22 protein-coding genes are annotated in these 20,675 nt (G+C 66.8%); 7 read left to right on the forward strand and 15 right to left on the reverse strand.

Annotation, left to right across the window (positions count from 1 at the left end; all coding sequences use genetic code 11):
- Nucleotides 1-32 precede the first annotated feature (32 nt).
- From JJB11_RS09540 to JJB11_RS09565, 6 genes are all read left to right on the forward strand, one after another.
- Nucleotides 33-1,262 carry a pyridoxal-phosphate-dependent aminotransferase family protein gene (locus tag JJB11_RS09540; RefSeq protein WP_201170539.1) on the forward strand — a complete coding sequence of 410 codons (1,230 nt, stop codon included), beginning with the start codon at nt 33-35 and terminating at the stop codon, nt 1,260-1,262.
- A 60-nt stretch (nt 1,263-1,322) separates the two neighbouring features.
- Entirely contained in the window at nt 1,323-2,297 is a 975-nt protein-coding gene (locus tag JJB11_RS09545; RefSeq protein WP_201169275.1) for a Bug family tripartite tricarboxylate transporter substrate binding protein, read from the forward strand.
- Nucleotides 2,294-3,505: a CaiB/BaiF CoA transferase family protein gene (locus JJB11_RS09550; protein WP_201169278.1), complete on the forward strand. Its 1,212-nt coding sequence runs from the start codon at nt 2,294-2,296 to the stop codon at nt 3,503-3,505. Before JJB11_RS09545 ends, JJB11_RS09550 begins: the two co-directional genes overlap by 4 nt.
- Nucleotides 3,502-4,281 carry an enoyl-CoA hydratase/isomerase family protein gene (locus JJB11_RS09555; RefSeq protein WP_201169281.1) on the forward strand — a complete coding sequence of 260 codons (780 nt, stop codon included), beginning with the start codon at nt 3,502-3,504 and terminating at the stop codon, nt 4,279-4,281. Before JJB11_RS09550 ends, JJB11_RS09555 begins: the two co-directional genes overlap by 4 nt.
- 154 nt (nt 4,282-4,435) lie before the next feature.
- A complete protein-coding gene (locus JJB11_RS09560; RefSeq protein ID WP_201964739.1) occupies nt 4,436-4,783 on the forward strand; it encodes a hypothetical protein in 348 nt (115 codons plus the stop codon).
- Entirely contained in the window at nt 4,780-5,556 is a 777-nt protein-coding gene (locus JJB11_RS09565) for an alpha/beta fold hydrolase (RefSeq protein WP_340643145.1), read from the forward strand. The genes JJB11_RS09560 and JJB11_RS09565 overlap by 4 nt, the downstream gene beginning before the upstream one ends.
- A gap of 118 nt (nt 5,557-5,674) precedes the next feature.
- Here JJB11_RS09565 and JJB11_RS09570 read toward each other — a convergent pair whose 3' ends face one another.
- Both JJB11_RS09570 and JJB11_RS09575 read right to left on the reverse strand, forming a co-directional pair.
- The gene (locus tag JJB11_RS09570) at nt 5,675-6,358 is read right to left on the reverse strand and encodes an ArsR/SmtB family transcription factor (RefSeq protein ID WP_201169283.1); all 684 of its coding nucleotides are present in this window, start codon (nt 6,356-6,358) and stop codon (nt 5,675-5,677) included.
- A 501-nt stretch (nt 6,359-6,859) separates the two neighbouring features.
- Entirely contained in the window at nt 6,860-8,050 is a 1,191-nt protein-coding gene (locus JJB11_RS09575) for an MFS transporter (protein ID WP_201169284.1), read from the reverse strand.
- Between the two features lie 214 nt (nt 8,051-8,264).
- Here JJB11_RS09575 and JJB11_RS09580 point away from each other — a divergent pair, with 214 nt between their 5' ends.
- Nucleotides 8,265-9,284 (forward strand): cytochrome P450 family protein, encoded by a 1,020-nt coding sequence (locus JJB11_RS09580; protein WP_201169285.1) that lies wholly within the window; start codon nt 8,265-8,267, stop codon nt 9,282-9,284.
- A gap of 57 nt (nt 9,285-9,341) precedes the next feature.
- Here the strand turns inward: JJB11_RS09580 and JJB11_RS09585 are convergent, their stop codons facing one another.
- From JJB11_RS09585 to fdhF, 13 genes are all read right to left on the reverse strand, one after another.
- Complete coding sequence (locus tag JJB11_RS09585; RefSeq protein WP_201169286.1) at nt 9,342-9,926, reverse strand: TMEM175 family protein; 585 nt, start codon at nt 9,924-9,926, stop codon at nt 9,342-9,344.
- A 123-nt stretch (nt 9,927-10,049) separates the two neighbouring features.
- Entirely contained in the window at nt 10,050-10,442 is a 393-nt protein-coding gene (locus JJB11_RS09590; protein WP_201169287.1) for an MAPEG family protein, read from the reverse strand.
- Nucleotides 10,443-10,672: 230 nt separating this feature from the next.
- Nucleotides 10,673-11,113 (reverse strand): hypothetical protein, encoded by a 441-nt coding sequence (locus JJB11_RS09595; protein WP_201169290.1) that lies wholly within the window; start codon nt 11,111-11,113, stop codon nt 10,673-10,675.
- Between the two features lie 65 nt (nt 11,114-11,178).
- Nucleotides 11,179-11,805: a hypothetical protein gene (locus JJB11_RS09600; protein ID WP_201169293.1), complete on the reverse strand. Its 627-nt coding sequence runs from the start codon at nt 11,803-11,805 to the stop codon at nt 11,179-11,181.
- 337 nt (nt 11,806-12,142) lie between these two features.
- Nucleotides 12,143-12,364, reverse strand: a complete 222-nt coding sequence (locus tag JJB11_RS09605) for a hypothetical protein (protein WP_201169296.1) — start codon at nt 12,362-12,364, stop codon at nt 12,143-12,145.
- 420 nt (nt 12,365-12,784) lie between these two features.
- Entirely contained in the window at nt 12,785-13,273 is a 489-nt protein-coding gene (locus tag JJB11_RS09610) for a hypothetical protein (protein ID WP_201169299.1), read from the reverse strand.
- 70 nt (nt 13,274-13,343) lie between these two features.
- Nucleotides 13,344-14,021 carry a hypothetical protein gene (locus JJB11_RS09615; protein ID WP_201169301.1) on the reverse strand — a complete coding sequence of 226 codons (678 nt, stop codon included), beginning with the start codon at nt 14,019-14,021 and terminating at the stop codon, nt 13,344-13,346.
- 131 nt (nt 14,022-14,152) lie between these two features.
- Nucleotides 14,153-14,794: a hypothetical protein gene (locus JJB11_RS09620; protein WP_201169302.1), complete on the reverse strand. Its 642-nt coding sequence runs from the start codon at nt 14,792-14,794 to the stop codon at nt 14,153-14,155.
- A 137-nt stretch (nt 14,795-14,931) separates the two neighbouring features.
- The gene (locus JJB11_RS09625; protein WP_201169303.1) at nt 14,932-15,408 is read right to left on the reverse strand and encodes a DUF4275 family protein; all 477 of its coding nucleotides are present in this window, start codon (nt 15,406-15,408) and stop codon (nt 14,932-14,934) included.
- A gap of 122 nt (nt 15,409-15,530) precedes the next feature.
- Nucleotides 15,531-16,247 (reverse strand): hypothetical protein, encoded by a 717-nt coding sequence (locus JJB11_RS09630; RefSeq protein WP_201169304.1) that lies wholly within the window; start codon nt 16,245-16,247, stop codon nt 15,531-15,533.
- 70 nt (nt 16,248-16,317) lie between these two features.
- A complete protein-coding gene (locus JJB11_RS09635; protein WP_201169305.1) occupies nt 16,318-16,725 on the reverse strand; it encodes a hypothetical protein in 408 nt (135 codons plus the stop codon).
- 116 nt (nt 16,726-16,841) lie between these two features.
- A complete protein-coding gene (locus JJB11_RS09640; protein WP_201169307.1) occupies nt 16,842-17,309 on the reverse strand; it encodes a hypothetical protein in 468 nt (155 codons plus the stop codon).
- 482 nt (nt 17,310-17,791) lie between these two features.
- Entirely contained in the window at nt 17,792-20,629 is a 2,838-nt protein-coding gene (gene fdhF / locus JJB11_RS09645) for a formate dehydrogenase subunit alpha (protein WP_201169309.1), read from the reverse strand.
- Between the last annotated feature and the right edge of the window lie 46 nt (nt 20,630-20,675).

Consider the following 20,675-nt stretch of genomic DNA (forward strand, 5'->3'; position numbering starts at 1 on the left):
AAATGGGTGACTCTTCCAACTGCCTGCCTGCCATGGTCACGCTCGACTTCCATCCCACCGGCCGCCACTTCCTGCAGATCCCCGGGCCGTCGCCGGTGCCCGATCGCATCCTGCGGGCCATGAGCCTGCCCACCATCGACCATCGCGGCCCGGAGTTCGGCGTGCTGGGCCTGCGCGTGCTCAAGGGCATGCAGAAGATCTTCCAGACCAGGCACCCCGTGGTGATCTATCCCGCGTCCGGCACCGGCGCCTGGGAAGCGGCGCTCGCCAACACCATGAGTCCCGGCGACCACGTGCTGATGTACGAGACCGGCCACTTCGCCGCGCTGTGGCAGAAGATGGCCACGCGCCTGGGCGTGAAGACCGAGTTCCTGGGCCTGCCCGGTGTCGAGGGCTGGCGCAAGGGCGTGCAGGCGCAGCTGATCGAGGAGCGGCTGAAGGCCGACACGGCGCATGCGATCAAGGCCGTGTGCGTGGTCCACAACGAGACCTCCACCGGCGCGACCAGCAACATCCTGGCCGTGCGCCGCGCCATCGATGCCGCCAAGCATCCCGCGCTGCTGATGGTCGACTCGATCTCGGGCCTCGCCTCGGCCGAATACAAGCACGACGAGTGGGGCGTGGACGTCACCGTCAGCGGCTCGCAGAAGGGCCTGATGCTGCCGCCCGGCATCAGCTTCAATGCGCTCTCGCCCAAGGCGATCGAGGCGAGCAAGACCGCGAAGCTGCCCAAGTCCTTCTGGGCCTGGGACGAGATCCTCGAGATGAACAAGACGGGCTACTGGCCCTACACGCCCAACACCAACCTGCTGTATGGCCTGGCCGAAGCCATCGACATGCTGCTGGAGCCGGCCTTCGGCGGCCTGGATGGCGTGTTCGCGCGCCACCGCCGCTGGGGCGAAGGCGTGCGCAGCGCCGTGCGGGCCTGGGGCCTGGAGATCCAGTGCAGCGAGGCCGCGAGCCAGTCGCCCGTGCTGACCGGCGTGATCATGCCCGAGGGCGTGGACGCCGACGCCGTGCGCAAGCTGATCTACGAACGCTTCGACCTCTCGCTGGGCACCGGCCTGGGCAAGGTGAAGGGCCGCATGTTCCGCATCGGCCACCTCGGCGACTGCAACGACCTCACGCTGATGGCCGCGCTCTCGGGCTGCGAGATGGGCCTGAAGCTCTCCGGCGTCAAGCTCGCCGGCTCGGGCGTCGCGGCGGCCATGGAGTATTTCGCCGGCCACCCGGCGCCCGTCGCCCTGCGCAAGGCGGCCTGATCGTTCCCGGCGGGGTGGCCACATGCGATCCCGGTTTGTTTGACCAGCAGTAACCTCAACATGCAACGCAGAACCTTCATCAGCAGCATGGCCGCCGGCGCGGCCTCGGTCGCCGTTCCCATGGCGCGCGCGCAGAGCCTGCCCACGCAGACGGTGCGCATCATCGTCGGCTTCGCTCCCGGCGGCGGCACGGACCTGCTGGCCCGCGTCATCGGCCAGAAGCTCCAGGAGATGTGGAACACCACGGTGGTGGTGGAGAACAAGGCGGGTGCGTCCGGCGCCATCGCCGCCGACTACGTTGCGCGCCAGCCGGGGGACGGCACGGTGCTGCACATGGCGCACATCAACAGCCACGCGATCGTGCCGAACCTGCAGAAGGTCAACTACGACCCGATCAGGGACTTCCAGCCGATCGCGCTGGTGGGCGTGACGCCCAACCTGCTGATCTGCGGCCAGATGCAGCCGGCCAAGACCGTGCATGACCTGGTGGCGCTGTGCAAGGCCAACCCCGGCAAGATCTCGTTCGGTTCGGCGGGCACCGGCTCCGCGCAGCACCTGGCGCTGGAGATGTTCATGCTGCAGGCCGGCGTGAAGGCGATCCACGTGCCGTACAAGGGCTCCGGCCCCATGCTGACCGACCTGATCGGCGGGCAAGTGCAATACAGCTTCGACACGATGACGGCCGCGACGCCGCACGTGAAGAGCGGCAAGGCCGTCGCGATCGCGCAGACGCGCCTGAAGCGCGCGGCCGGGCACCCGAACGTGCCGACGATGGCCGAGTCGGGCTTCCCCGGCTTCGAGGCGACCACCTGGTACGGCCTGGTCGGCCCCGCGAAGATGAGCCCCGCGCTCGCCAAGCGCATGAACGAGGACGTGAACAAGGCGCTGGTCATGCCCGACGTGATCGAGAAGCTCGACGCTTCCGGCGCGGAAGACGGTGGCGGCTCGCCGGAGAAGTTCGCCGAGTTCATGCGCACCGAGCAGGTCAAGTGGGCCCGCGTGATCAAGCAGGCCGGCGTGAAGCCGGAGGCATGAGCCAGGACAAGCGGCCGCTGCCGCTTTCCGGCGTGCGGGTCCTCGACATCAGCCAGGTGATGGCGGGGCCCTACGCCTGCATGCTGCTGGGCGACCTGGGCGCCGACGTGATCAAGGTGGAGCCGCCCGGCACGGGCGACCAGACGCGCGGCTCCATGGGGTTCAAGATGAAGGGCGCCGACTCGCTCGGCTTCCTGAACATGAACCGCAACAAGCGCAGCATCACGCTGGACCTGAAGACCGAAGCCGGCAAGCAGGTGCTCAAGACGCTGGCGCAGGATGCGGACATCCTGGTCGAGAACTACCGGCCCGGTGCGCTGCGCCGGCTCGGCCTCGGCTACGACGTGCTGAAGGACATCAACCCGCGCCTCGTGTACACGAGCATCTCGGGCTTCGGCCAGACCGGCCCCTGGGCCGACCGTCCCGGCTTCGACCTGATGGCGCAGGCCATGTCCGGCGTGATGAGCGTGACGGGCTATCCCGACTCGCCGCCGGTGAAGGCCGGCGTGCCCGTAGCCGACATCGGCTGCGCGCTGTTCGCGATCTACGCGACGCTCGCCGCCTACATCGGCGCGAAGAACACGGGGCAGGGCCAGTACGTCGACGCGGCGCTGTTCGATACGGCGATGGCGTTCTCGGTGTGGGACACCTGCGACTGGTGGGGCACCGGCAAGCCGCCGCAGCCCCTGGGCACCTCCAACAAGATGACCGCGCCCTACCAGGCCATGGCCTGCGCGGACGGCCACTTCGTGATGGGTGCGAACAACCAGAAGCTGTGGGTGCAGCTGTGCAAGCTGATGAACCGCGAGGAACTGGTCGAGGACCCGCGCTTCACCACCATCTCGCAACGGCTCGCGCATCGCGCCGAACTGCAGGAGGAACTCGAGAAGAGCTTCCGCGCGCACGGCAAGGACTACTGGGTCGAGACGCTGCTGGCCAACGGCATTCCCGCCGGCCCCATCCTCTCGTATCCGGAGGCCTTCGGCAGCGAGCATGCCAAGGTGCGCGGCATGCGCATGGAGATCGATCATCCGGTGGAGGGCAAGGTGCCCAACATCGGTTTCGCGGTGAAGCTCTCGGGCACACCGCAGCAGGTGCGTCGCCACCCGCCGCTGCTGGGCGAGCACACCGAGGAAGTGCTGGCGGAAGCGGGCCTGGATGGCGCGCGGATCGCGCAACTGCGCGAAGAAGGAGCGTTCGGATCATGAGTGCACAAGGCGAAGTCCATCTCTCGATCGAGGGCGCCGTCGCCTCGGTCACCTTCGACCGGCCCGAGGCGCGCAACGCCATGACGTGGGCGATGTACCAGCAGCTGCGCGCGCACTGCGAGAAGCTGCGCGAGGACAAGTCCGTGCGCGTGGTGCGCTTCCAGGGCGCCGGCGGCGAGGCCTTCGTGGCCGGCACCGACATCGCGCAGTTCCAGGACTTCACCAGCGGCAAGGACGGCGTGGACTACGAGCACCGCATCGACGGCACCATGCAGCTGCTGGCCGGCCTGCCCATGCCGACGGTGGCCGTGGTGCAGGGCTGGTGCATCGGCGGCGGCCTCGCGATCGCGACCACCTGCGACTTCCGCATCGCCACGCCGGCCAGCAAGTTCGGCGTGCCGATCGCGCGCACGCTGGGCAACTGCCTGTCGATGGCCAACGTGGCCGCGCTGGTGGCGGCCTTCGGGCGCTCGCGCGTGCAGCGCCTGCTGCTGCTGGCCGACATGATCGGTGCCGAAGAGGCGCAGGCCTGCGGCTACCTGGTGGAAGTGGCCGCGCCGGACGCCATCGAAGCGTCGGCGCAGAAGCTCTGCTCGAAGCTAGCGAGCCTGGCGCCCGTGACGCAGGAGGTCAGCAAGGAGGCGCTGGCGCGCCTGCTGCGGCACAGCCTGCCCGATGCCGAGGACCTGATCCGCCGCACCTACGGCAGCGAGGACTTCCGCGAAGGCGTGCAGGCCTTCGTGGGCAAGCGCCCGCCCGTGTGGAAGGGCCGCTGAGCTCGCACGGCCGCGCGCCCGCGTAACGGGGCCGCGGCCGCGGACGCGGACGCGGATCCATCGACTGCGGCCGCGGCCGCAGACTCCGTCTACCGCGTCCTACGGCCGGCGGCCGCGCTGCTGCCTAGCATGGTCCTGAACATCGAGGACCACCATGGCCGCCAAAGAATCGAATGCGCCGGGCTCCGGCGCGCCCGCCCAGCCGGGCGAACCCATCGACCTGAGCACCTCCGTCGCCGGCGAGGAGGATCCGGGCGCAGCCATCGACATGGACAGCACGCGCGGCACCGAGGGACGCAACGACCAGCCGGCGGGCCAGGCGCCCAGGCAGCCATCGTTCCCGCAGGCGGAGATGGCGCCCGGTGACGAAGCGCCGCCCGGAACGCCCAGCACCGGCGAGAACCTGTGTCCGCAATGCGGCGGCACCGGGCGCCTCGGCGCGTCCGCGTGCCCCAACTGCCTGGGCACGGGCAAGGTGATCGTCGGCATCGGCGGCGCGTGAGCGCCGTGCTGCCCGGCATCCGCGCCTTGCAGACGCGCAGCGGCCGGCTTGGCTACATGCTGTCCGGCGCGGGCGATCCGCCCATCGTCCTGTTCAGCGGCGCGGGCATGAGCCTGCAGGGATGGGAGCCGCTTTATCCGCGCATCGAGCAGCTGTCCACCGTGCTGGGCTGGAACCGCTTCGGCATGCAGGGCAGCGATGCTCCCGGCGACCGGCAGACCGGCACCGTGGTGCTGGCGTCCTTGCGCGAGCTCCTGGGCTACAACGGGCTGCAGGCGCCCTACGTGCTGGTGGCGCACTCGCTGGGCGGCTTGTTCGCCAACCTGTATGCGCGCCTCTATCCGGAGCAGGTCGCCGCGGTCCTGCTGCTGGAGGCCACGCATCCCGCGGACCAGGAGGTGCTGAAGAAGCACGAGAGCGAACTGGTGAAGTCGCTGGGCCGCATGCTCACGCTGCCGGAAGCGTTCTTCGAGCCGAACGTGCATGCGGAGCTCGGCTGCGTGGACGAGATCGTGCGCGAGATCGCATCGGCGGGGCCGTTCCCGGACGTGCCGCTGCGCGTGGTCACGGGCGGGCTCACGCCGCGCGCTTCCCTCATGTCACCGGCAACGGTGGCGGCGCGGCGCGCCAACCAGCAGGAGCTGGCACGCCTGTCGCCGCGCGGCGAACAGGTGATTGCGCACAAGAGCGGGCACTTCCCGCAGCTCTCCGAGCCGGAGGTGGTGCTGGAGGTGCTGGAGCAGCTGCTCTCCGAAGTGAAGGCGAGCGTTTAGCTGTCCCTGCACGGGGCTTCGTAGGCTGGCGGTGAGCATCCCGAACCCCAGCGATCCAGCGACGCGAATGCGAGCTGGGTTTCGCTGCGGCTCTCCTGGCGCGCTCCATACGCCGCGGCTACAACTTCACCCCGAGCCCCGCCAAGCCTTCTTCTCCCGCAGGCGTTACGCGCACCTCGCGCGTGTGCTTGCGCCGCTCGATCCACTTGCGCGCCTGCAGTTCGTGCGCGAGTGCGGCGCCCAGCGCGCCGCCGAGATGGTCGCGCCGCTCGGACCAGTCGAGGCAGCGGCAGGCGAACTGCCTGCGCTGGCCCTGCGTGGCTTCGACATCCACGCCGAGGCGTTCCAGCGCCTTCACACCGCGAGGAGTCAGCGCGAGCTGCTTGGGCTCGGCATCGTCCTGCAGCCACTCCTTGCGCAGCATGAGCGCGAGCAGGCCCGTGCCCAGCGCGCCGGCCAGGTGGTCGTAGCAAAAGCGCGCATGGCGCAGCGGCACCGGCGTGGTCACGCGCACGGCGATCGGCTTCCGAGGCGCCACGCGCATGAGGCTCTCCACCATCTGCGCGACCTGCTCGGAGGCGAAGCGGAAGTACTTGTGCCGGCCTTGCGCGGTGGACTCGAGCAGGCCGTCGTCCAGCAGGCGCTTGAGGTGGGCACTGGCCGTGGCGGGCTCCACGCCCGCGCCCAGCGCGAGCTCCTTTGCCGTGAGCGCGCGGCCCTCCATCAGCAAGGCCAGCATCTGGATGCGGCGCGGGTCGCCCACCGTGGTGGCGATGCGCGCGAGGTCGGGTTCGGCTTCCATGCTTCGATCGTAGCCAAACTGTTGCCGTTGGCCAAGCCGCCAGGCACGAACCACACTGCAGGCATGGAAGAAGCGCAGCTGGCGTGCTGGGCGGCGCGCAGCGATGCCGACCCCCTGCCGGGTCCCCAGCTTGCTGCGCCACGCTGGATCGCTGGGGTTCGCGCTGCTCACCACCAGCCTACGAAATGCCCTTGCCGCGGCTGCTGCGCCACGCTGGATCGCTGCGGTTCGCGCTGCTCACCGCCAGCCTACGAAATGCCCTTGCCGCGGCTGCTGCGCCACGCTGGATCGCTGGGGTTCGCGCTGCTCACCGCCAGCCTACGAAATGCCCTTGCCGCGGCTGCTGCGCCACGCTGGATCGTTGGGGTTCGCGCTGCTCACCGCCAGCCTGCGAAATGCCTTTTGCCGCGGCTGCTGCGCAAAGGTAGGCTGGTGGTGAGCCGCAGGCGAACCCCAGCTTTGCGCGGCTTCGAAGCTCCAGCGCTGCACCGCGCCAGCTAGTCAGCGGCGTCGCGGCGCAGCCCGCCCGCGCAGCAGGACACCGGCACACAGCACCAGCGGCACCACCAGCGCCGCGAAGCCCGCCCGGTAACTGCCGAAGGCCCCGGCCATGCCGCCGAACACCGGCGGCCCCAGCACCACGCCCAGGAAGGTGATGGCCAGCGTGCCGCCCGTGGCCATGCCGGCCTGTCCTTCGGGCGCCTGGCGCGCCACTTCGGCCAGGTACACACCGTTCCAGCCGATGGCGGAGGCGCCGAACACGAAGAGCACGGCCATGACGACGAGAGTGGGCGCCTGTGGCTGCAGCAGCGCCGTCGCGCCGGACGACGCCGCCATCACCAGCGCCAGCAGCGCCAGCATGCGGCGCGCGCCGAACCAGCGATCGGACACATAGCCCCACAGCACCCGGCCGATCACCGCGCCCATCTGCGACGCCGACAGCAGGAAACCGGCGGCCACCAGGCCGTAAGTGAGGTTGTCGGTGAGGAAGGTCACGAGGTAGGTCGTGAGCGACAGTTGCACGATGGAGAACATGAACGAGCACGCGGCCAGCATGCGCAGCTGCGCGTGCGACAGCACCAGTCGCACCGGCTGCAGGAAGTGCCCCAGCGCGATGCGCCGGTGCGGGTCGCGGTCGGCGTCGAACTCCGCCCTCAGCGTCTGCGCGACGGCGGCGCACAGCACGCTGACGGCCGCCACGGCCAGCAGGGCCGCCTGCCAGCCCGCCAGCAGCTGCAGGCCCGGCACGATGGCGCCGGCCAGCGCCGCGCCCAGGGGCACGCCGGTCTGCTTGACGGAGAACACCAGCGACATGCGATGGGCGGGCGTCGTGCGCGCGAGCAGGTGCGAGCTGGCCGGCGTGATCGGCCCGTAGCCGACGCCCACCAGCACGGCGCCAATGGCCATGGCTGGCAGCGAGGGCAGGGCGCACAGCGCCAGCCCGGCCGCGCACACCAGCAGGCTGGCCTGGCTGGCGCGGATGGCGCCGTAGCGCGCCACCACCGCGCCCGACGCCAGGCTGGCCGCCATCGCGCCCGCGTAGGCGATCGCGATGTACAGGCCCACCCACGTGGCCGAGATGCCGACGGCCTGCGCCACGCGCGGCGCCATCGCGGGCAGGGTGAGCAGGGCCATCGCCACCATGGCCTGGATGGCGAGCGTGATCGCCAGGGGCATCCAGTTGTTCTTCATGGGCGGGCGATGGTGCCGCGGCGGCGGCGTGGGTGCACTTGCATCGCGCCATTGTCTCGCGCCGCGGCGCGGCGCCCGGTCGGCACCGCATCGCCGTGCGCGGTGCCCGCCGTCGCGTGCTGGTGCGCCCAAGGTCGGGTTCGGCATCCACCCTTCGATCGCAGCCAAACTGTTGTCGCTGGCAATCCGGCCCGTCACGGACCACACTGCAGGCATGGAAGAAGCACCGCTCCATGTGCTGGCCGCCCCCAGCCATCCCGACCCCTATGCCTGGTACGCGCGGCTGCGCGTGAGCCGGCCTCTGTTCTTCGACGAGCCGATGAAGCTGTGGGTGGTGAGCGGGCCTTATCTCGTGCAGCAGGCGCTGAACGATGTGCGCCTGCGCGTGCGGCCGCTTGAAGAGCCTGTTCCGCGCGCGTTGCAGGGGCGGCCCGCCGGCGAGGTGTTCGCGCTGCTGGTGCGCATGAACGACGGGGACTTCCATGCGCGGCATCGGCCACAGGTGGAGGCGGCGGCGTCCTCGTGGTCCGCCGCCGCAGTGGCGCAGGCCGCGGAGGCGGCCACGCGTGACCTCGCCGGCCGCTGCGATCCGAACGCGTTGCTCTCCGCCATTCCGGTGCAGGCGATGGCGCGCCTGCTCGGCGTGCCCCACGCGCAGCGCAATGCCACCGTGGACTGGGTGCACGCGTTCGTGCAGGGCATCGCCGCGGGCGCGAGCGCCGAAGCGCTGGACCGCGCCGACGTCGCGGCCGTCGCGCTGATGGAGCAGGGCGAGCGCGAGGGCCTCTCGCGCGTGGACGCCGCGAATCGCATCGCGCTGATGCAGCAGGCGCTGGATGCGACGGCGGGATTGCTGGGCAACGCCGTGCGCGCAGTGCTGGTCTCGGGGACGGACGAAGACGCAGGCGAAATCGCGGCGAGGACCGCGCACCAGGACCCGGCCGTGCACAACACGCGCCGCTTCGCCGCGACGCAGATCGAGCTGGGTGGGGAGCGCATCAGCGCAGGCGACGCGCTGGTCCTGGTGCTGGTGCCGGCGTGTCCCTTCGGCGCGGGGCCGCACGCCTGCCCGGGCGAACGCATCGCGCTGCAGATCGCGAGCAGCGCACTCCGTACGCTGCAATCGCTGGAGCCGCTCTCGCAAATCTTCGGGGCGGTGCGCGGCTATCGGCCCTTGCCCAACGCACGCATTCCCGTGTTCGGCGAACCGCACCTCGAGCAAGCGCCTCGCTAGAAGCGGCGCACGCCAGGCGCACTTCGGGGCTCTCGCGCCCTCGCGCGCGCAGCCGGCTCACTGGCCCTGGGCTTCCAGCGTGTGCTCGATGCGCTGGTCCGGCACGAGCCAGATCAGCGCAACGGCCACGTACAGGAGCTGCGCCACCCAGTGAGTCCAGAGGGTCGAGATGATCCCCGCCATGTAGAACAGGGGAGACAGCTTGCCTTTCCAGTCCCGGCCAACCGCTCGCTTCAGGACGGAGGCGGGTCCGCCGGACGCGATGATGGTTCGCTGCAGGATCCAGTAGGCGCAGGCGGCCATCAGGAGGACGACGCCGTACAGCGCGGAGGGCCGTGGCGCGAGGGGGTTCTCACCCATCCATCCCGTGGCGAAGGGGAACAGCGACAGCCAGAACAGCAGGTGCAGGTTGGCCCACAGCACCGCGCCGGAAACCTTGCCCGCCGCCAGGAGCATGTGGTGGTGATTGTTCCAGTAGATGCCCACGTACACGAAGCTGAGGACGTAGCTGAAGAACACGGGCACAAGGGGCAGCAGGGACTCGAGCGTCTCCCCGTGCGGCACCTTCATCTCCAGCACCATGATCGTGATGATGATGGCGATCACGCCATCGCTGAACGCTTCCAGCCTGCCCTTGCCCATGCAGTCCTCCATCGGTGGATGGGCGGGATTGTCAGGGAAGGGAGAAGCGCGCTGCAGCCTTTCGCCCGCCGGACGGAGGCGACTCAGCGAAGTCGGGGCACCGCGCCCCGGACCCGGGCCTCGCTAGCCGAAGAAGATCCGCCAGGCCACCGTGGCCTGTGCGAGGAAGCCGACGACGAAGGCCAGCGTGCGCACCCAGGGGATGGCAAAGGTGTACGCGACGACGTGCACGACCCGCGCCCAGAAGTACACGACGCTCGCGGTTGCGATCGTCCCGCCCGTCAGGCCCAGCGCGTTCGCGATGAGCACCAGCGTGGCGAACACGACGAGGTTCTCCACCGCGTTGCCGTGCGCGCGCATCATGCGCTGCGCCCACGGCGATTGCGCCGGCGGGTTGGCGGGGTAGCTGACCGCGGGCACGAGGCCCCAGACCATGATGCGGTCCAGGATGTAGGGCACCCACAGCAGGCCCGTGAGCGCGGCCGCGAGGGCCAGGTAGAACAGTTCCGTCTTCATCGTCTCTCCTCCAGGGGCTGGGAAAAGCGAAGCGGCGGATGCGTCGGCGCACGGCCGCGGGACTGCCGCGGATGCTAAGCCGAGTGCCGGGCTAGGGCAAGTTCGCCGGGCGGGTGAGGCGGGGCTTCAGTGGGGCAGGCCGTGCCCCGGTAGGCTGGTGGTGAGCGCAGCGAACCCCAGCAACACGATGGCGGAGGCCCGCCCATGATCGGCGCGCCTCCCAGACCGCCTCACGGGCACGGTGTCCTCGCCGACTCCGACGTCACTCGCACTGCGGCCGCTGGACTGCCGGTCGCCGAGGCTGGTGGCTTGGTCACGGTCACGAGTCGATCGCCATCGACGTGGTACTCGTACTCGCGCGTGGCGCCGATCAGGTCCGTCTTGAAGGTGCTGGCCGCCATCGTCGTCTCGTAGAAGTTCGGGCGGACTATTCGGTACTGGTAGGTCACTCTTGCCATTCCCCGGGCTGTCAGGCAGGCCGACTCGAGTTGATCTTCCTTGAACTGGAGCGCGCAACGCCGGGAGGTGTCCTCCATCTTGGAGCCGTCCTGGGCGTAGAGGACGATCTTCGCTGCGCGCCAGCAGCCGATGAGGGATGGGTCGAGGGGCGCTGCGTGGAGGCAGGGGGCGATGCACGCGAGGAAGAGGAGGGAAGGGCGAAGCAGATTCATGGGACGGAGGACGCCCGGAGTTAACCGGCACGCGGTGGCATTGTGCCGCGCCCCGCCAGCCGACGCTATTTCACCCGCTGCACCACCGCCTTGGCGATGGAGACCAGCGCACCTGTCGCGCCGCCAGTTTTCACATTGGCGGCGAGTTGCGCAAGTTCGACTGCCTTGGTCTTGAACAGCTCGATCATCTCGTCGTTCACCTGCTTTTGCCGTGTGGTCTCGACGACCACGGTGTGCGGCTCGAAGCAGGGCAGGCCCTGGATCAGCAGCTGGTACTTGTAGCCGATCTCGATGACGTTCTCGCTGCTGAAGAGGCCGCGCTCGCGTGCAGTGTTCACGAAAGGGTGCACGGTTACGGCGAGGGAGGCCTCCTTGCGCCGGCGCAGTTGCTGGGCGAAGCGCTCCTCCGCCTCGCGCACGGCCGCCTCGGCGCGCTCACGCTCTTCGCGCTGGATCTCGAACAGGGTGGCCTGGTGGCCGCTCTGGAGTTCCAGCAGCGTGCGCGCATGGTCCTCTTCAGCCTTTCGCACGACTTCCAGGGCCTCGGTCCTCCGCTGCGATTCGGCCAGCTGTAGCTGCAGGCTGCGCTCGGCCAGGCGCCTCGCCCACAGCAGGCGAACCATCAGCGCGCCTACCGCCGCACCGACGGCTCCGGCGAATGCCAGTGCGGCCAAGGCTTCCATGTTGGGCATGCTGCTCCTCCCTTTGGGTCATTATTGAGGGGGAGGCAGGCGGGACCAAGGGGGCGCGCGGCGGGGTGGCAACAACGGGGCAGCGAGTACCGCCGCCTGGGGGGAAATCGGTGCCGCCGGTCAGGCGGCGGGCTGGCTTGGGGCGGGAGGTCGTCGACAGACGGGGGAACGCCACCTGTACCTGGAGGTTCGGTGCGTCGATGCAGAGGCGAGGCGCATCGCGTCTTCAAGCCCGCCCGAAGTGATTGCAGGCAGCACCATGTGCGGCCTGACGTTTCACTTCAGTGGATCGCCGAAGGCGGGTCCGGTTGAAGAAAGTGTTCGGCGGAATTCAGCATTACCCTTTCTTGCCGCCCAGGACGAGCAGGAGTCCGCCGACCACAATGGCGCCGATGCCAGCCCACATAGGAACGTTCACGGTCTGTTTCTCCTTGGCGGAGAGCTCGATCGGCCCAAGTTTGACGACCGTCGTGTCTTTCGTATAGCTGAAGCCACCATAGGCCAGGGCGAGAACGCCTAGGACGATGAGAGCGATTGCGACAAGCTTGATCGGATTCATTTTCTCTGCCCCGTGGGTGGTGACGAATGGAGTCTGCGCGATGTCGAAGACATCGGCGTTTGATCGAGTGGGTGGATTCGTGGAAGAGATCGGCCAGATATTGGCACAACTCTGTCTTCCGCAAAGAACTTTGGAGCAGTGAATCCTGCGGGACGGGGCTTTCCGTCCGAGCCGAGCGCGTGTGCAGGAACCTCTGCGATGTTCAATTCCGCAGGGCCTGAGGTGTGCGGCTTAACGTCGGAGTTGAGCGGCGACCGGCGGAGAGGACCGGAGCGAAGCGAAGGTCCGCCGCCGGGAGTTCGTGTCGAACGACCTGTTAGAAGGCATAAAGAGGGCTTACCTACTGCCTTGGAAGCACTCGGCGGCACTCAGACGGTCACGGAAGCGATGCGGCGTCACGATCGACCGACGCTGCGACCATCAATGTACTTCGCGAAGACCATGCCGCGCCATGATGGAGTTGGCAGTGGATCCCACTTGAAGGGCCGATGCGGCCATCGCGCGGACGAACTGCTGTTGCATGGCGGGGCTTGCACTGGCAGCTTGGTATTTCTTGTACACGGGGTCGTCCAGCAAAGTTGCCAGCCGCGCGACTTCTGCATCGCTAAACCCCTCTAGGGTCTTGCGCACCAGAATATCCAACACGCCTTGTGGCGATGTGAACGTCTTCGAGAAGGCGGCGAGGAGCTCTTTCTTGATCGCCGCCCACTCTTCAGTCGAGACGCCTGGATTGGCCGATCTGTATGGCGCGACCATCATTTCCCCGAGTGGGGAGTTGTCGGCCAAGAGTTGAACGTCCGCCCAGGATGCGGAAATCTTCTCTAAGGCGACGCTCCGCGGCATTTCCTGGGCGATCGAACACGAAGAGAATACAAGCAACGCGCATACGAAGGCGAGAAGTTTGGCCATTTGGTTCTCTTGCGTCTAAACGTGAAGGTGACCGGCCCCTTGCCGCTGCGTGTCCGCGTCGAACGACGAGTTAGGCAGCAGCTGCCGCATTTGCTGCCTTGGCCGGCTCTTGAAACACGACCTCCACGAACTTCCTTTGGGGGAACAATGTCTGCAGGCCCGTTCTGAGCTCCGTGTACAAGGCTCGCAGCGACACTAGGTCTTCCCCGACAATTTGGTAAATGGCCGCGGTGATCTGTTTGAGTTGATGGCACACATCTTCGCCAAGCGCAGCCTCGACATCGTTTAGAGATTGGTCCTGGCCAACCTTAAAGCCGGCTGTTGCCATTTTGGGAAAGACAGCATTCAACACCAGCTCCGACCGACTCCGAATCAGGTCGACCGCGAGGTTGAAGCGCTGCTCTTCCAGCATCAGCGAAGCGAACACCGAGGCCTGACCGCGCTCGAGCAGGAATTGAAGATCAGAGGACTGGAAGCGATCCACCTTCGCCGGTGGCGCCGGATGAGCCGCCAAATTCAGCCAGGCATCCGGCTTCCCGCGGTATGGCTCCATGACTTCCTTTCGATACTGCTCCAGAACGTTCCAGAGAGCGAAGACTGTATAGATTGCACGGTTGCCAGCTCCGACGGCTTTCTGGTCTTCATCGTCCTTCTTCTGGAAAGTCTGGAACTTGAACGCCGCCCACGCGCCCGCGAACGACGCCACGAGGGAAGCTAGTGCTGCGAGTACGTCCTTCCATTCAGGCACGGTGTCTCCCTGCTGTCTAACGTGAAGGTGACCGGCACGTTGCGGCAAGGGGCCGCACGGTGCACGATTCCCATCGGCGCCGTGCGGCCCCTTGCCGCAACGTGTCCGCGTCGACCGACCTGTTAGACCGGCTACTTTGGCACATAGACCACCCGCAGCCACAAGGCCCCGTTGGGACTGTCGGGCCATTTCCCTTCGCTGACGTCCCGCACAATTAGCTCGGTTCCAGCTGGCAACCTGACACCCGTCTTGTCATATTCATCGATGATGCCCTTCGTAATCGGCGGAACGAGCTTCTGTGCGGCGCCTTGGCGCTTGTAGTCAACTATGTGAACGTCACGTGCCACCTTCAGAGCCACCGTATCCCCGACTTCCACAAACCTGCGATGCCCACGGGTTACCGTCGACTGCACAGACACATACGGACCTTCGATGAAGACCTCCTTCGCGATGTCAAAGTAGCCGGCGAATATCCAACCGGTATCACCCGGCAAGGGAGGCAAATTCGACTTGCTTTCTCGCGAGTCTTCACCAGCCCTTCCTTGGTGCGTAGAGACATAGGTCCAGGCTCCTATGCCCGCCAATGCCACGGTCCACGCCATGAACGCAAGCGCAATGATCACGTGGTAGGCGTGTTGGCGCGTAAGGGTCGGAAATATGTTTCGCGCGACGATGTCCCTTCCCAGGTAGAGAAAGGCGCCAATGGCAATCCCCGCGGGGGCAGCAATCTGGCCGAAGGCCTTTAGCATGTCGAGATCGATGACCGAAGACATGTGCGTCCCCTCGAAGGTCTAACGTTGGAGGTGACCGGCACGCACCGGCAGCGCGCCGCAAGGTGCACGATCGCCGGCGCGCCTTGCGGCGCGCTGCCGGTGCGTGTCCGTGTCGACCGACCTGTTAGGCCGAAGGCTCATGCCCACCCTTTCGCCTTGGCTGCCGCTATCTCACGAGACTTCTGAAGCCGCTTCTGGTTCTCTTCTTCCAGTACCGCGTGCCGCTGGTGCACCGCGAAGTAGGGCCCAAGCCAACCGTCTTCATGCGTGAACGCCATCGTCCACGCAAGGTTGCGCGGAAACACCAGGAAGTCGTACAGAGAGCATCCTACGGGCAGAGCATCGGTTTCGAAAGCTTGGTCCCGGTCGTTCGAGAGCACAACGTATTCGGGAGCCAACTGCTTTCCATACTCTGCGAGCGCTTGCTGCCCAGAGAGCGCAGGATACCTCTCGGCACTGAAGATGTGCCAAAGAAAATCCTTGGCGTTCACTCCGTGCCGGTTCGCACCGTATGCCTTCAGCCAGGCGTCCAGGTATTGCTCCGTCTCCGAGGCGTCGAGTTCGCGGAGGATGGTTCCCGGGGTGACGGTCAAAGGACGCTTGGGGCGAGCCATTCTTGCGGCCTAACGTAAAGGTGACCGGCACGTTGCGGCAAGGGGCCGCACGGTGCACGATTTGCAACGGCGCCGTGCGGCCCCTTGCCGCAACGTATCCGAGTCGACCGACCTGTTAGAGCTCACTTGCCGCGCCCCAAAATCGAGACGTTCCTCTTAAGAAATGCGACAACAAACTCGTCCACGCTGCGCACGTCGACCCCCTTGGGTGAGAGGTAGGTGACCTCTATGTCTTCCATGTATCGACGACTAACGCTGTTCTTCACGAATGGAGGATAGGCGATTTGTACACCGACGAGAGATCCGTCGCTTCCGGTGAACACATGCGTCTCAGGTTCCTCGCCGTGGCGAGTTCGGTACGCGTAAACACGCACGCCACGCTCTTCTCTCGCCAGCCACTCTCGGGCACTGGGATTCGCTGGTCGCTGCGGCAACGCGTGACTCACCATCCACTCAGTCCGCGTGTTATGGCCGCCGCGGGGCTCAAGAGTGATATTCAGAACTGAGGGGGATGGGGCCGCCAAAGGGCTCACTGAGACCGATTTTCCCGAGGGGTACTCCACGTGAAAAATGAGGAAGCCCGTGTTACGAGGTTGAGTCGTCTGAACGCTGGGGGCGAGTGCAAGGGTGACCTCACCACGAGATGAGGGTGAACGGAGGGTGACGATCTGCTCGCCCGCGTTGACTGAAACCGCACCACAAAAAAGCAGCGTTGCAGCTGCGCATCGCGCAACAAGCACAGGGAACTCCCAATTTCTTAAACAATGCACTTCGGTGCGCTCTAACGTGAAGGTGACCGGCACGTTGCGGCAAGGGGCCGCGCGGTGCACGATTTCCAACGGCACTGTGCGGCCCCTTGCCGCAACGTGTCCGAGTCGACCGACAAGTTAGACGGCAACGCGCCCATGTTTAGTTCTTGGGAAGGATCAGCAAGAGTAGCGCCGCCCCGACTGATAGCGCCCAGATGGTTATAGCGCCCGCGAGACCAGCTGCGGCAAATGGATTCGGGTGCCGAACTTCCGAGGGGCACAAGACTGCGAAAGCTGTTGCGAAAACACCGAACACGAACGCGAGCTTGAAAAGCAGCAGACTCATTGTTCCGCCGGCCAAAAAGCTACCGAACCCAACGGCCGCGGCGAGCAAAAGGGATCCTACGATGAGCATCCACAAATGCCAAATGCGCCCTTCGGCGACATAAGGAACACCGAAGCGCCGTAGCGCGAAGGCCGTCGCCTTCAGTAACAAGGCTAAGACCAGACAGGCACCGACCAGCGCAAGAAGTACTTCGCCCGGATGTGGGAGACCAATGCCAAGCATGACTTGCCGTCTAACGTGAAGGTGAGCCGCACCTGGTGGCAAGGCGCCGCGAGGTGCAGGATATCCAACGGCGCCTCGCGGCGCCTTGCCGCCAGGTGTCGGTCTCGACCGACCAGTTAGACCTCAACGTACCGAACATACTGAGTTTCAAGGAGGGCGTGCTTGCCCGCCAGATCCGGCTGCGACGGCCACTCAAGCACTTGTACCCGCACGTAGCGATGATCCCGATATCCAAGCGAGTCGAAGTCGAAGAAGCACATGAACCCGAGGCTCGCGTCTCGGAGCACTTCCTTCACTGGGTGATCCCAATACCCCGAGTCAACGTCGCGATTCAGCATGATGGGCGCGAATTGCCCGTCAATCAATTCGACGCGAACTCTTGGATTCAGCTCGCCATAGCGGACGTAGGGAAGGCCCGCCGGCTCGAGCACCAGCTTCTCGAAGAGAAGGTACTCGACTTCCGCATGGCGCTCCTCCAGCGCCCAAGCCTCTTCACTCCCCCAGGGTCCTTCGACACGGAAGTACTGGTTGAAGAGCTCGCGGCTTGCGACGCGGAACTGGTTGATCCGGGCGGTGAGTTCCACTTGAGGTCTAACGTAATTTCGAGCGCATCTCAAAACCCTCTTATGCCGCAGCGGCGGCATAAGACCTGGGTTTGCGCAACGGAAACTCGTTCCGGTTCAAGCGCTTGCGCCGAAAGCTGCGCCATAAGAGGTCCGGAATGCGCGGACCTCTTATCCCTTGAATCTGCCCCCGACTGGCTCGCGGGATAAGACCGCCGCGCCACCCTGCCGCTACCATTCATCTGCTTCCCCCTGTGGCGCGTAAGTCCGCGCCGCCATCGTTCTGTCGGGGAATGCTAGTCGCGCTGGTCCGATAAGTACACGAGCCAAAAGGCGCCTGTGGCGAAATCAACGCGGCGCCCTCGGAGCAAATGGGCAGGGTGTGGTCGCGTCCTGCTCCCGAGCCATCCGCAAATGAAAAGGCGCCGCATCGCGGCGCCTTCTCGTTCCTTCGTGGCCCCGCCGCCGCAGGCGCGACGGAGAAGCGGCGCAAGCCTACAGCCTCACACCAGCGTCTTCTCCTCCATCTTCCGCAGGATCTGCCCGCCACCGAAGCTCACTTGCTCCGGCGGCGTGCCGCCCGCGGTGATGCGGATCGCGCAGTACTTCAGCTCGGGGATCTTCGCGACCGGGTCGAACGCGTCGTTGGTCACGCGGTTGATCGCGGCCTCGTAGTAGCAGAAGGGCACGAACACCGCGCCGCGCGGCGAGGTTTCGTCGGCGCGGCCGTACAGCGTGACCTTGCCGCGGCGCGACTCGATCGTGAGCAGTTCGCCCGGCTTCACGCCCAGCCGCTCCAGGTCCAGCGGATGCACCAGCGCCACCGGATCCGGCTCGATCGCATCGAGCACCGTTGCACGACGCGTCATGCTGCCGGTGTGCCAGTGTTCGAGCTGGCGGCCGGTGATCAGCACCATCGGGTACTCGGTGTCGGGGCGCTCGGCCGCGGGGATGATGTCCGCCGGCACGAACTGCGCCCGGCCGCCTTCGCGCGGGAAGTCGTCGATGAACACCACCGGCTCGCCCGGGTCGCCCTCGTGCGTGCAGGGGTAGGTGACGGCGCTCTCGCGTTCCAGCCGGTCCCAGGTGATGCCGGAGATGCTGGGCATGCCGTGGCGCATCTCGTCGAACACTTCGGACACGTGGCCGTAGTTCCAGTCCAGCCCGACGCGGCGCGCGATCTCCTGGATGATCCAGAGGTCCTGCTTCGCGTCGCCCGGCGGGTTGACGGCCTGGCGACCCAGCTGCACCAGCCGGTCGGTGTTGGTGAAGGTGCCGGTCTTCTCGGGGAAGGCGCTGGCGGGCAGCACCACGTCCGCGAGGCAGGCCGTTTCCGTGAGGAAGATGTCCTGCACCACCAGGTGCTCCAGCTTCGCGAGCGCTTCGCGGGCGTGGTTGGCGTCGGGGTCGGACATCGCGGGGTTCTCGCCCATGATGTACATGCCGTGCACCTTGCCGGCCGCGATGGCGTGCATCACTTCGACCACGGTCAGGCCAGGCTGCGCGTCCAGCGTGCCGGGCTTGAGCTTCCAGTGCTTCTCGAAGCGCGCACGCGCCTCGGGATCGGCCACCTTCTGGTAGTCGGGGAACATCATCGGGATCAGGCCCGCGTCGGACGCACCCTGCACGTTGTTCTGGCCGCGCAGCGGATGCAGGCCGGTGCCGGGACGGCCGATCTGGCCCGTCATCAGCGACAGCGCGATCAGGCAGCGTGCGTTGTCCGTGCCGTGCACGTGCTGCGACACGCCCATGCCCCACAGGATCATCGAGCCCTTGGAGGTCGCGTACAGGCGCGCAGTCTCGCGCAGCGTCTCGGCGTCGATGCCGCAGATGGGCGCCATCTCCTCGGGGCTGTAGCCCACCAGGTTCTTCTTCAGGTCCTCGTAGCCGGTCGTGCGGTCCTCGATGAACTCCTTCGCGACCAAGCCCTCGTGCACGATCACGTGCATCAGGGCGTTGAGCATGGCCACGTCGGTGTCGGGCTTGAACTGCAGGTGGCGGTAGGCCAGGCGCGTGAGGTCCGACTTGCGCGGGTCCATCACGATCAGCTTGGTGCCGTTCTTGGCCGCGTTCTTCATCCAGGTGGCGGCCACCGGATGGTTCACGGTCGGATTGGCGCCGATCACGATGATCACTTCGGCCTTGGTCACGTCCATCACCGGGTTCGACACGGCGCCGGAGCCGATGCCTTCCAGCAGCGCCGAGACCGACGATGCGTGGCACAGGCGCGTGCAGTGGTCGACGTTGTTGGTGCGGAAGCCGGTTCGCACCAGTTTCTGGAACAGGTACGCCTCTTCGTTGCTGCCCTTGGCGGAGCCGAAGCCCACCAGCGCGTTCGGGCCCTTGGTGTCGCGGATGCCGCGCAGCTTGCTGCCGGCGAGCTCCAGCGCCTCTTCCCAGCTCGCTTCGCGGAAGTAGTCGAGCACGCGATCGGGGTCGATGGTCTGGTGCGGGACCTTGGGCGCGTCGGCGCGGCGGATCAGGGGCTTGGTCAGGCGCTGCGGGTGGTGCGCGTAGTCGAAGCCGTAGCGGCCCTTCACGCACAGGCGCCCGTGGTTCGCGGGACCGTCGCGGCCCTCGACGAACAGGATCTTGTCGTCCTTGACGTTGTAGGTGAGCTGGCAGCCGACGCCGCAGTACGGGCAGACCGAATCCACCTGCTTGTCGGGGACGGGCAGGGCGACGCCGCGTGCCGGCATCAGCGCGCCGGTGGGGCAGGCCTGCACGCATTCGCCGCAGGCGACGCAGGTGGACACGCCCATCGGGTCGTCCATGTCGAACACGATCTTGGCGTGCTCGCCGCGGAAGGCGAGGCCGATCACGTCGTTCACCTGCTCGTCACGGCAGGCGCGCAGGCAGCGTGTGCACTGGATGCAGGCGTCGAGGTTCACCGCGATGGCGGGATGCGACAGGTCGGCGGCGACCTGGCCGCGCGCGGGGAAGCGCGGCTTGCCGACGCCCAGCTTGGCCGACCACTCGTCCACTTCGTTGTGGCGGGTGTAGTCGGTCTCGGGCATGTCGGACTGCAGCAGCTCCAGCACCATCTTCTGCGCGGCGACGGCGCGCGGCGTGTCGCTCTTGACGTCCATGCCGGGCGTCGCGGTGCGGCAGCAGCTGGGCGCCAGCACGCGCTCGCCCTTGATCTCCACCATGCACGCGCGGCAGTTGCCGGCGGTGTCCAGGCCCGGCTTGTAGCAAAGCCGCGGAATCTCCACGCCTTCGCGGTCGGCGACCTGGATCACGGTCTCGTTCGCACGCGCCACGACCTCCTTGCCGTTCAGCGTGAACTTGACGACAGGGCTTTCGATTTCGGCCATCTCGGCGCGGGTGACTGCGTTCATTGTTTGCTCCCAAAGCCCTTCGGGCATCGCTGGGGTTCGCGTTGCT

The sequence above is a fragment of the Ramlibacter ginsenosidimutans genome (assembly GCF_016654015.1).
Taxonomy (GTDB): domain Bacteria; phylum Pseudomonadota; class Gammaproteobacteria; order Burkholderiales; family Burkholderiaceae_C; genus Ramlibacter; species Ramlibacter ginsenosidimutans.

Coding starts and splice junctions, on each gene's coding strand:
- JJB11_RS09585 (WP_201169286.1), bottom strand. CDS start 9,926: ATGGGCAAGGGCAGGCTGGAAGCGTTCAGCGATGGCGTGATCGCCATC.
- JJB11_RS09555 (WP_201169281.1), top strand. CDS start 3,502: ATGAGTGCACAAGGCGAAGTCCATCTCTCGATCGAGGGCGCCGTCGCC.
- JJB11_RS09635 (WP_201169305.1), bottom strand. CDS start 16,725: ATGCTTGGCATTGGTCTCCCACATCCGGGCGAAGTACTTCTTGCGCTG.
- JJB11_RS09550 (WP_201169278.1), top strand. CDS start 2,294: ATGAGCCAGGACAAGCGGCCGCTGCCGCTTTCCGGCGTGCGGGTCCTC.
- JJB11_RS09540 (WP_201170539.1), top strand. CDS start 33: ATGGTCACGCTCGACTTCCATCCCACCGGCCGCCACTTCCTGCAGATC.
- JJB11_RS09545 (WP_201169275.1), top strand. CDS start 1,323: ATGCAACGCAGAACCTTCATCAGCAGCATGGCCGCCGGCGCGGCCTCG.
- JJB11_RS09610 (WP_201169299.1), bottom strand. CDS start 13,273: ATGGCCAAACTTCTCGCCTTCGTATGCGCGTTGCTTGTATTCTCTTCG.
- JJB11_RS09590 (WP_201169287.1), bottom strand. CDS start 10,442: ATGAAGACGGAACTGTTCTACCTGGCCCTCGCGGCCGCGCTCACGGGC.
- JJB11_RS09605 (WP_201169296.1), bottom strand. CDS start 12,364: ATGAATCCGATCAAGCTTGTCGCAATCGCTCTCATCGTCCTAGGCGTT.
- JJB11_RS09625 (WP_201169303.1), bottom strand. CDS start 15,408: ATGGCTCGCCCCAAGCGTCCTTTGACCGTCACCCCGGGAACCATCCTC.
- JJB11_RS09575 (WP_201169284.1), bottom strand. CDS start 8,050: ATGAAGAACAACTGGATGCCCCTGGCGATCACGCTCGCCATCCAGGCC.
- fdhF (WP_201169309.1), bottom strand. CDS start 20,629: ATGAACGCAGTCACCCGCGCCGAGATGGCCGAAATCGAAAGCCCTGTC.
- JJB11_RS09570 (WP_201169283.1), bottom strand. CDS start 6,358: ATGGAAGCCGAACCCGACCTCGCGCGCATCGCCACCACGGTGGGCGAC.
- JJB11_RS09620 (WP_201169302.1), bottom strand. CDS start 14,794: ATGTCTTCGGTCATCGATCTCGACATGCTAAAGGCCTTCGGCCAGATT.
- JJB11_RS09560 (WP_201964739.1), top strand. CDS start 4,436: ATGGCCGCCAAAGAATCGAATGCGCCGGGCTCCGGCGCGCCCGCCCAG.
- JJB11_RS09580 (WP_201169285.1), top strand. CDS start 8,265: ATGGAAGAAGCACCGCTCCATGTGCTGGCCGCCCCCAGCCATCCCGAC.
- JJB11_RS09595 (WP_201169290.1), bottom strand. CDS start 11,113: ATGAATCTGCTTCGCCCTTCCCTCCTCTTCCTCGCGTGCATCGCCCCC.
- JJB11_RS09600 (WP_201169293.1), bottom strand. CDS start 11,805: ATGCCCAACATGGAAGCCTTGGCCGCACTGGCATTCGCCGGAGCCGTC.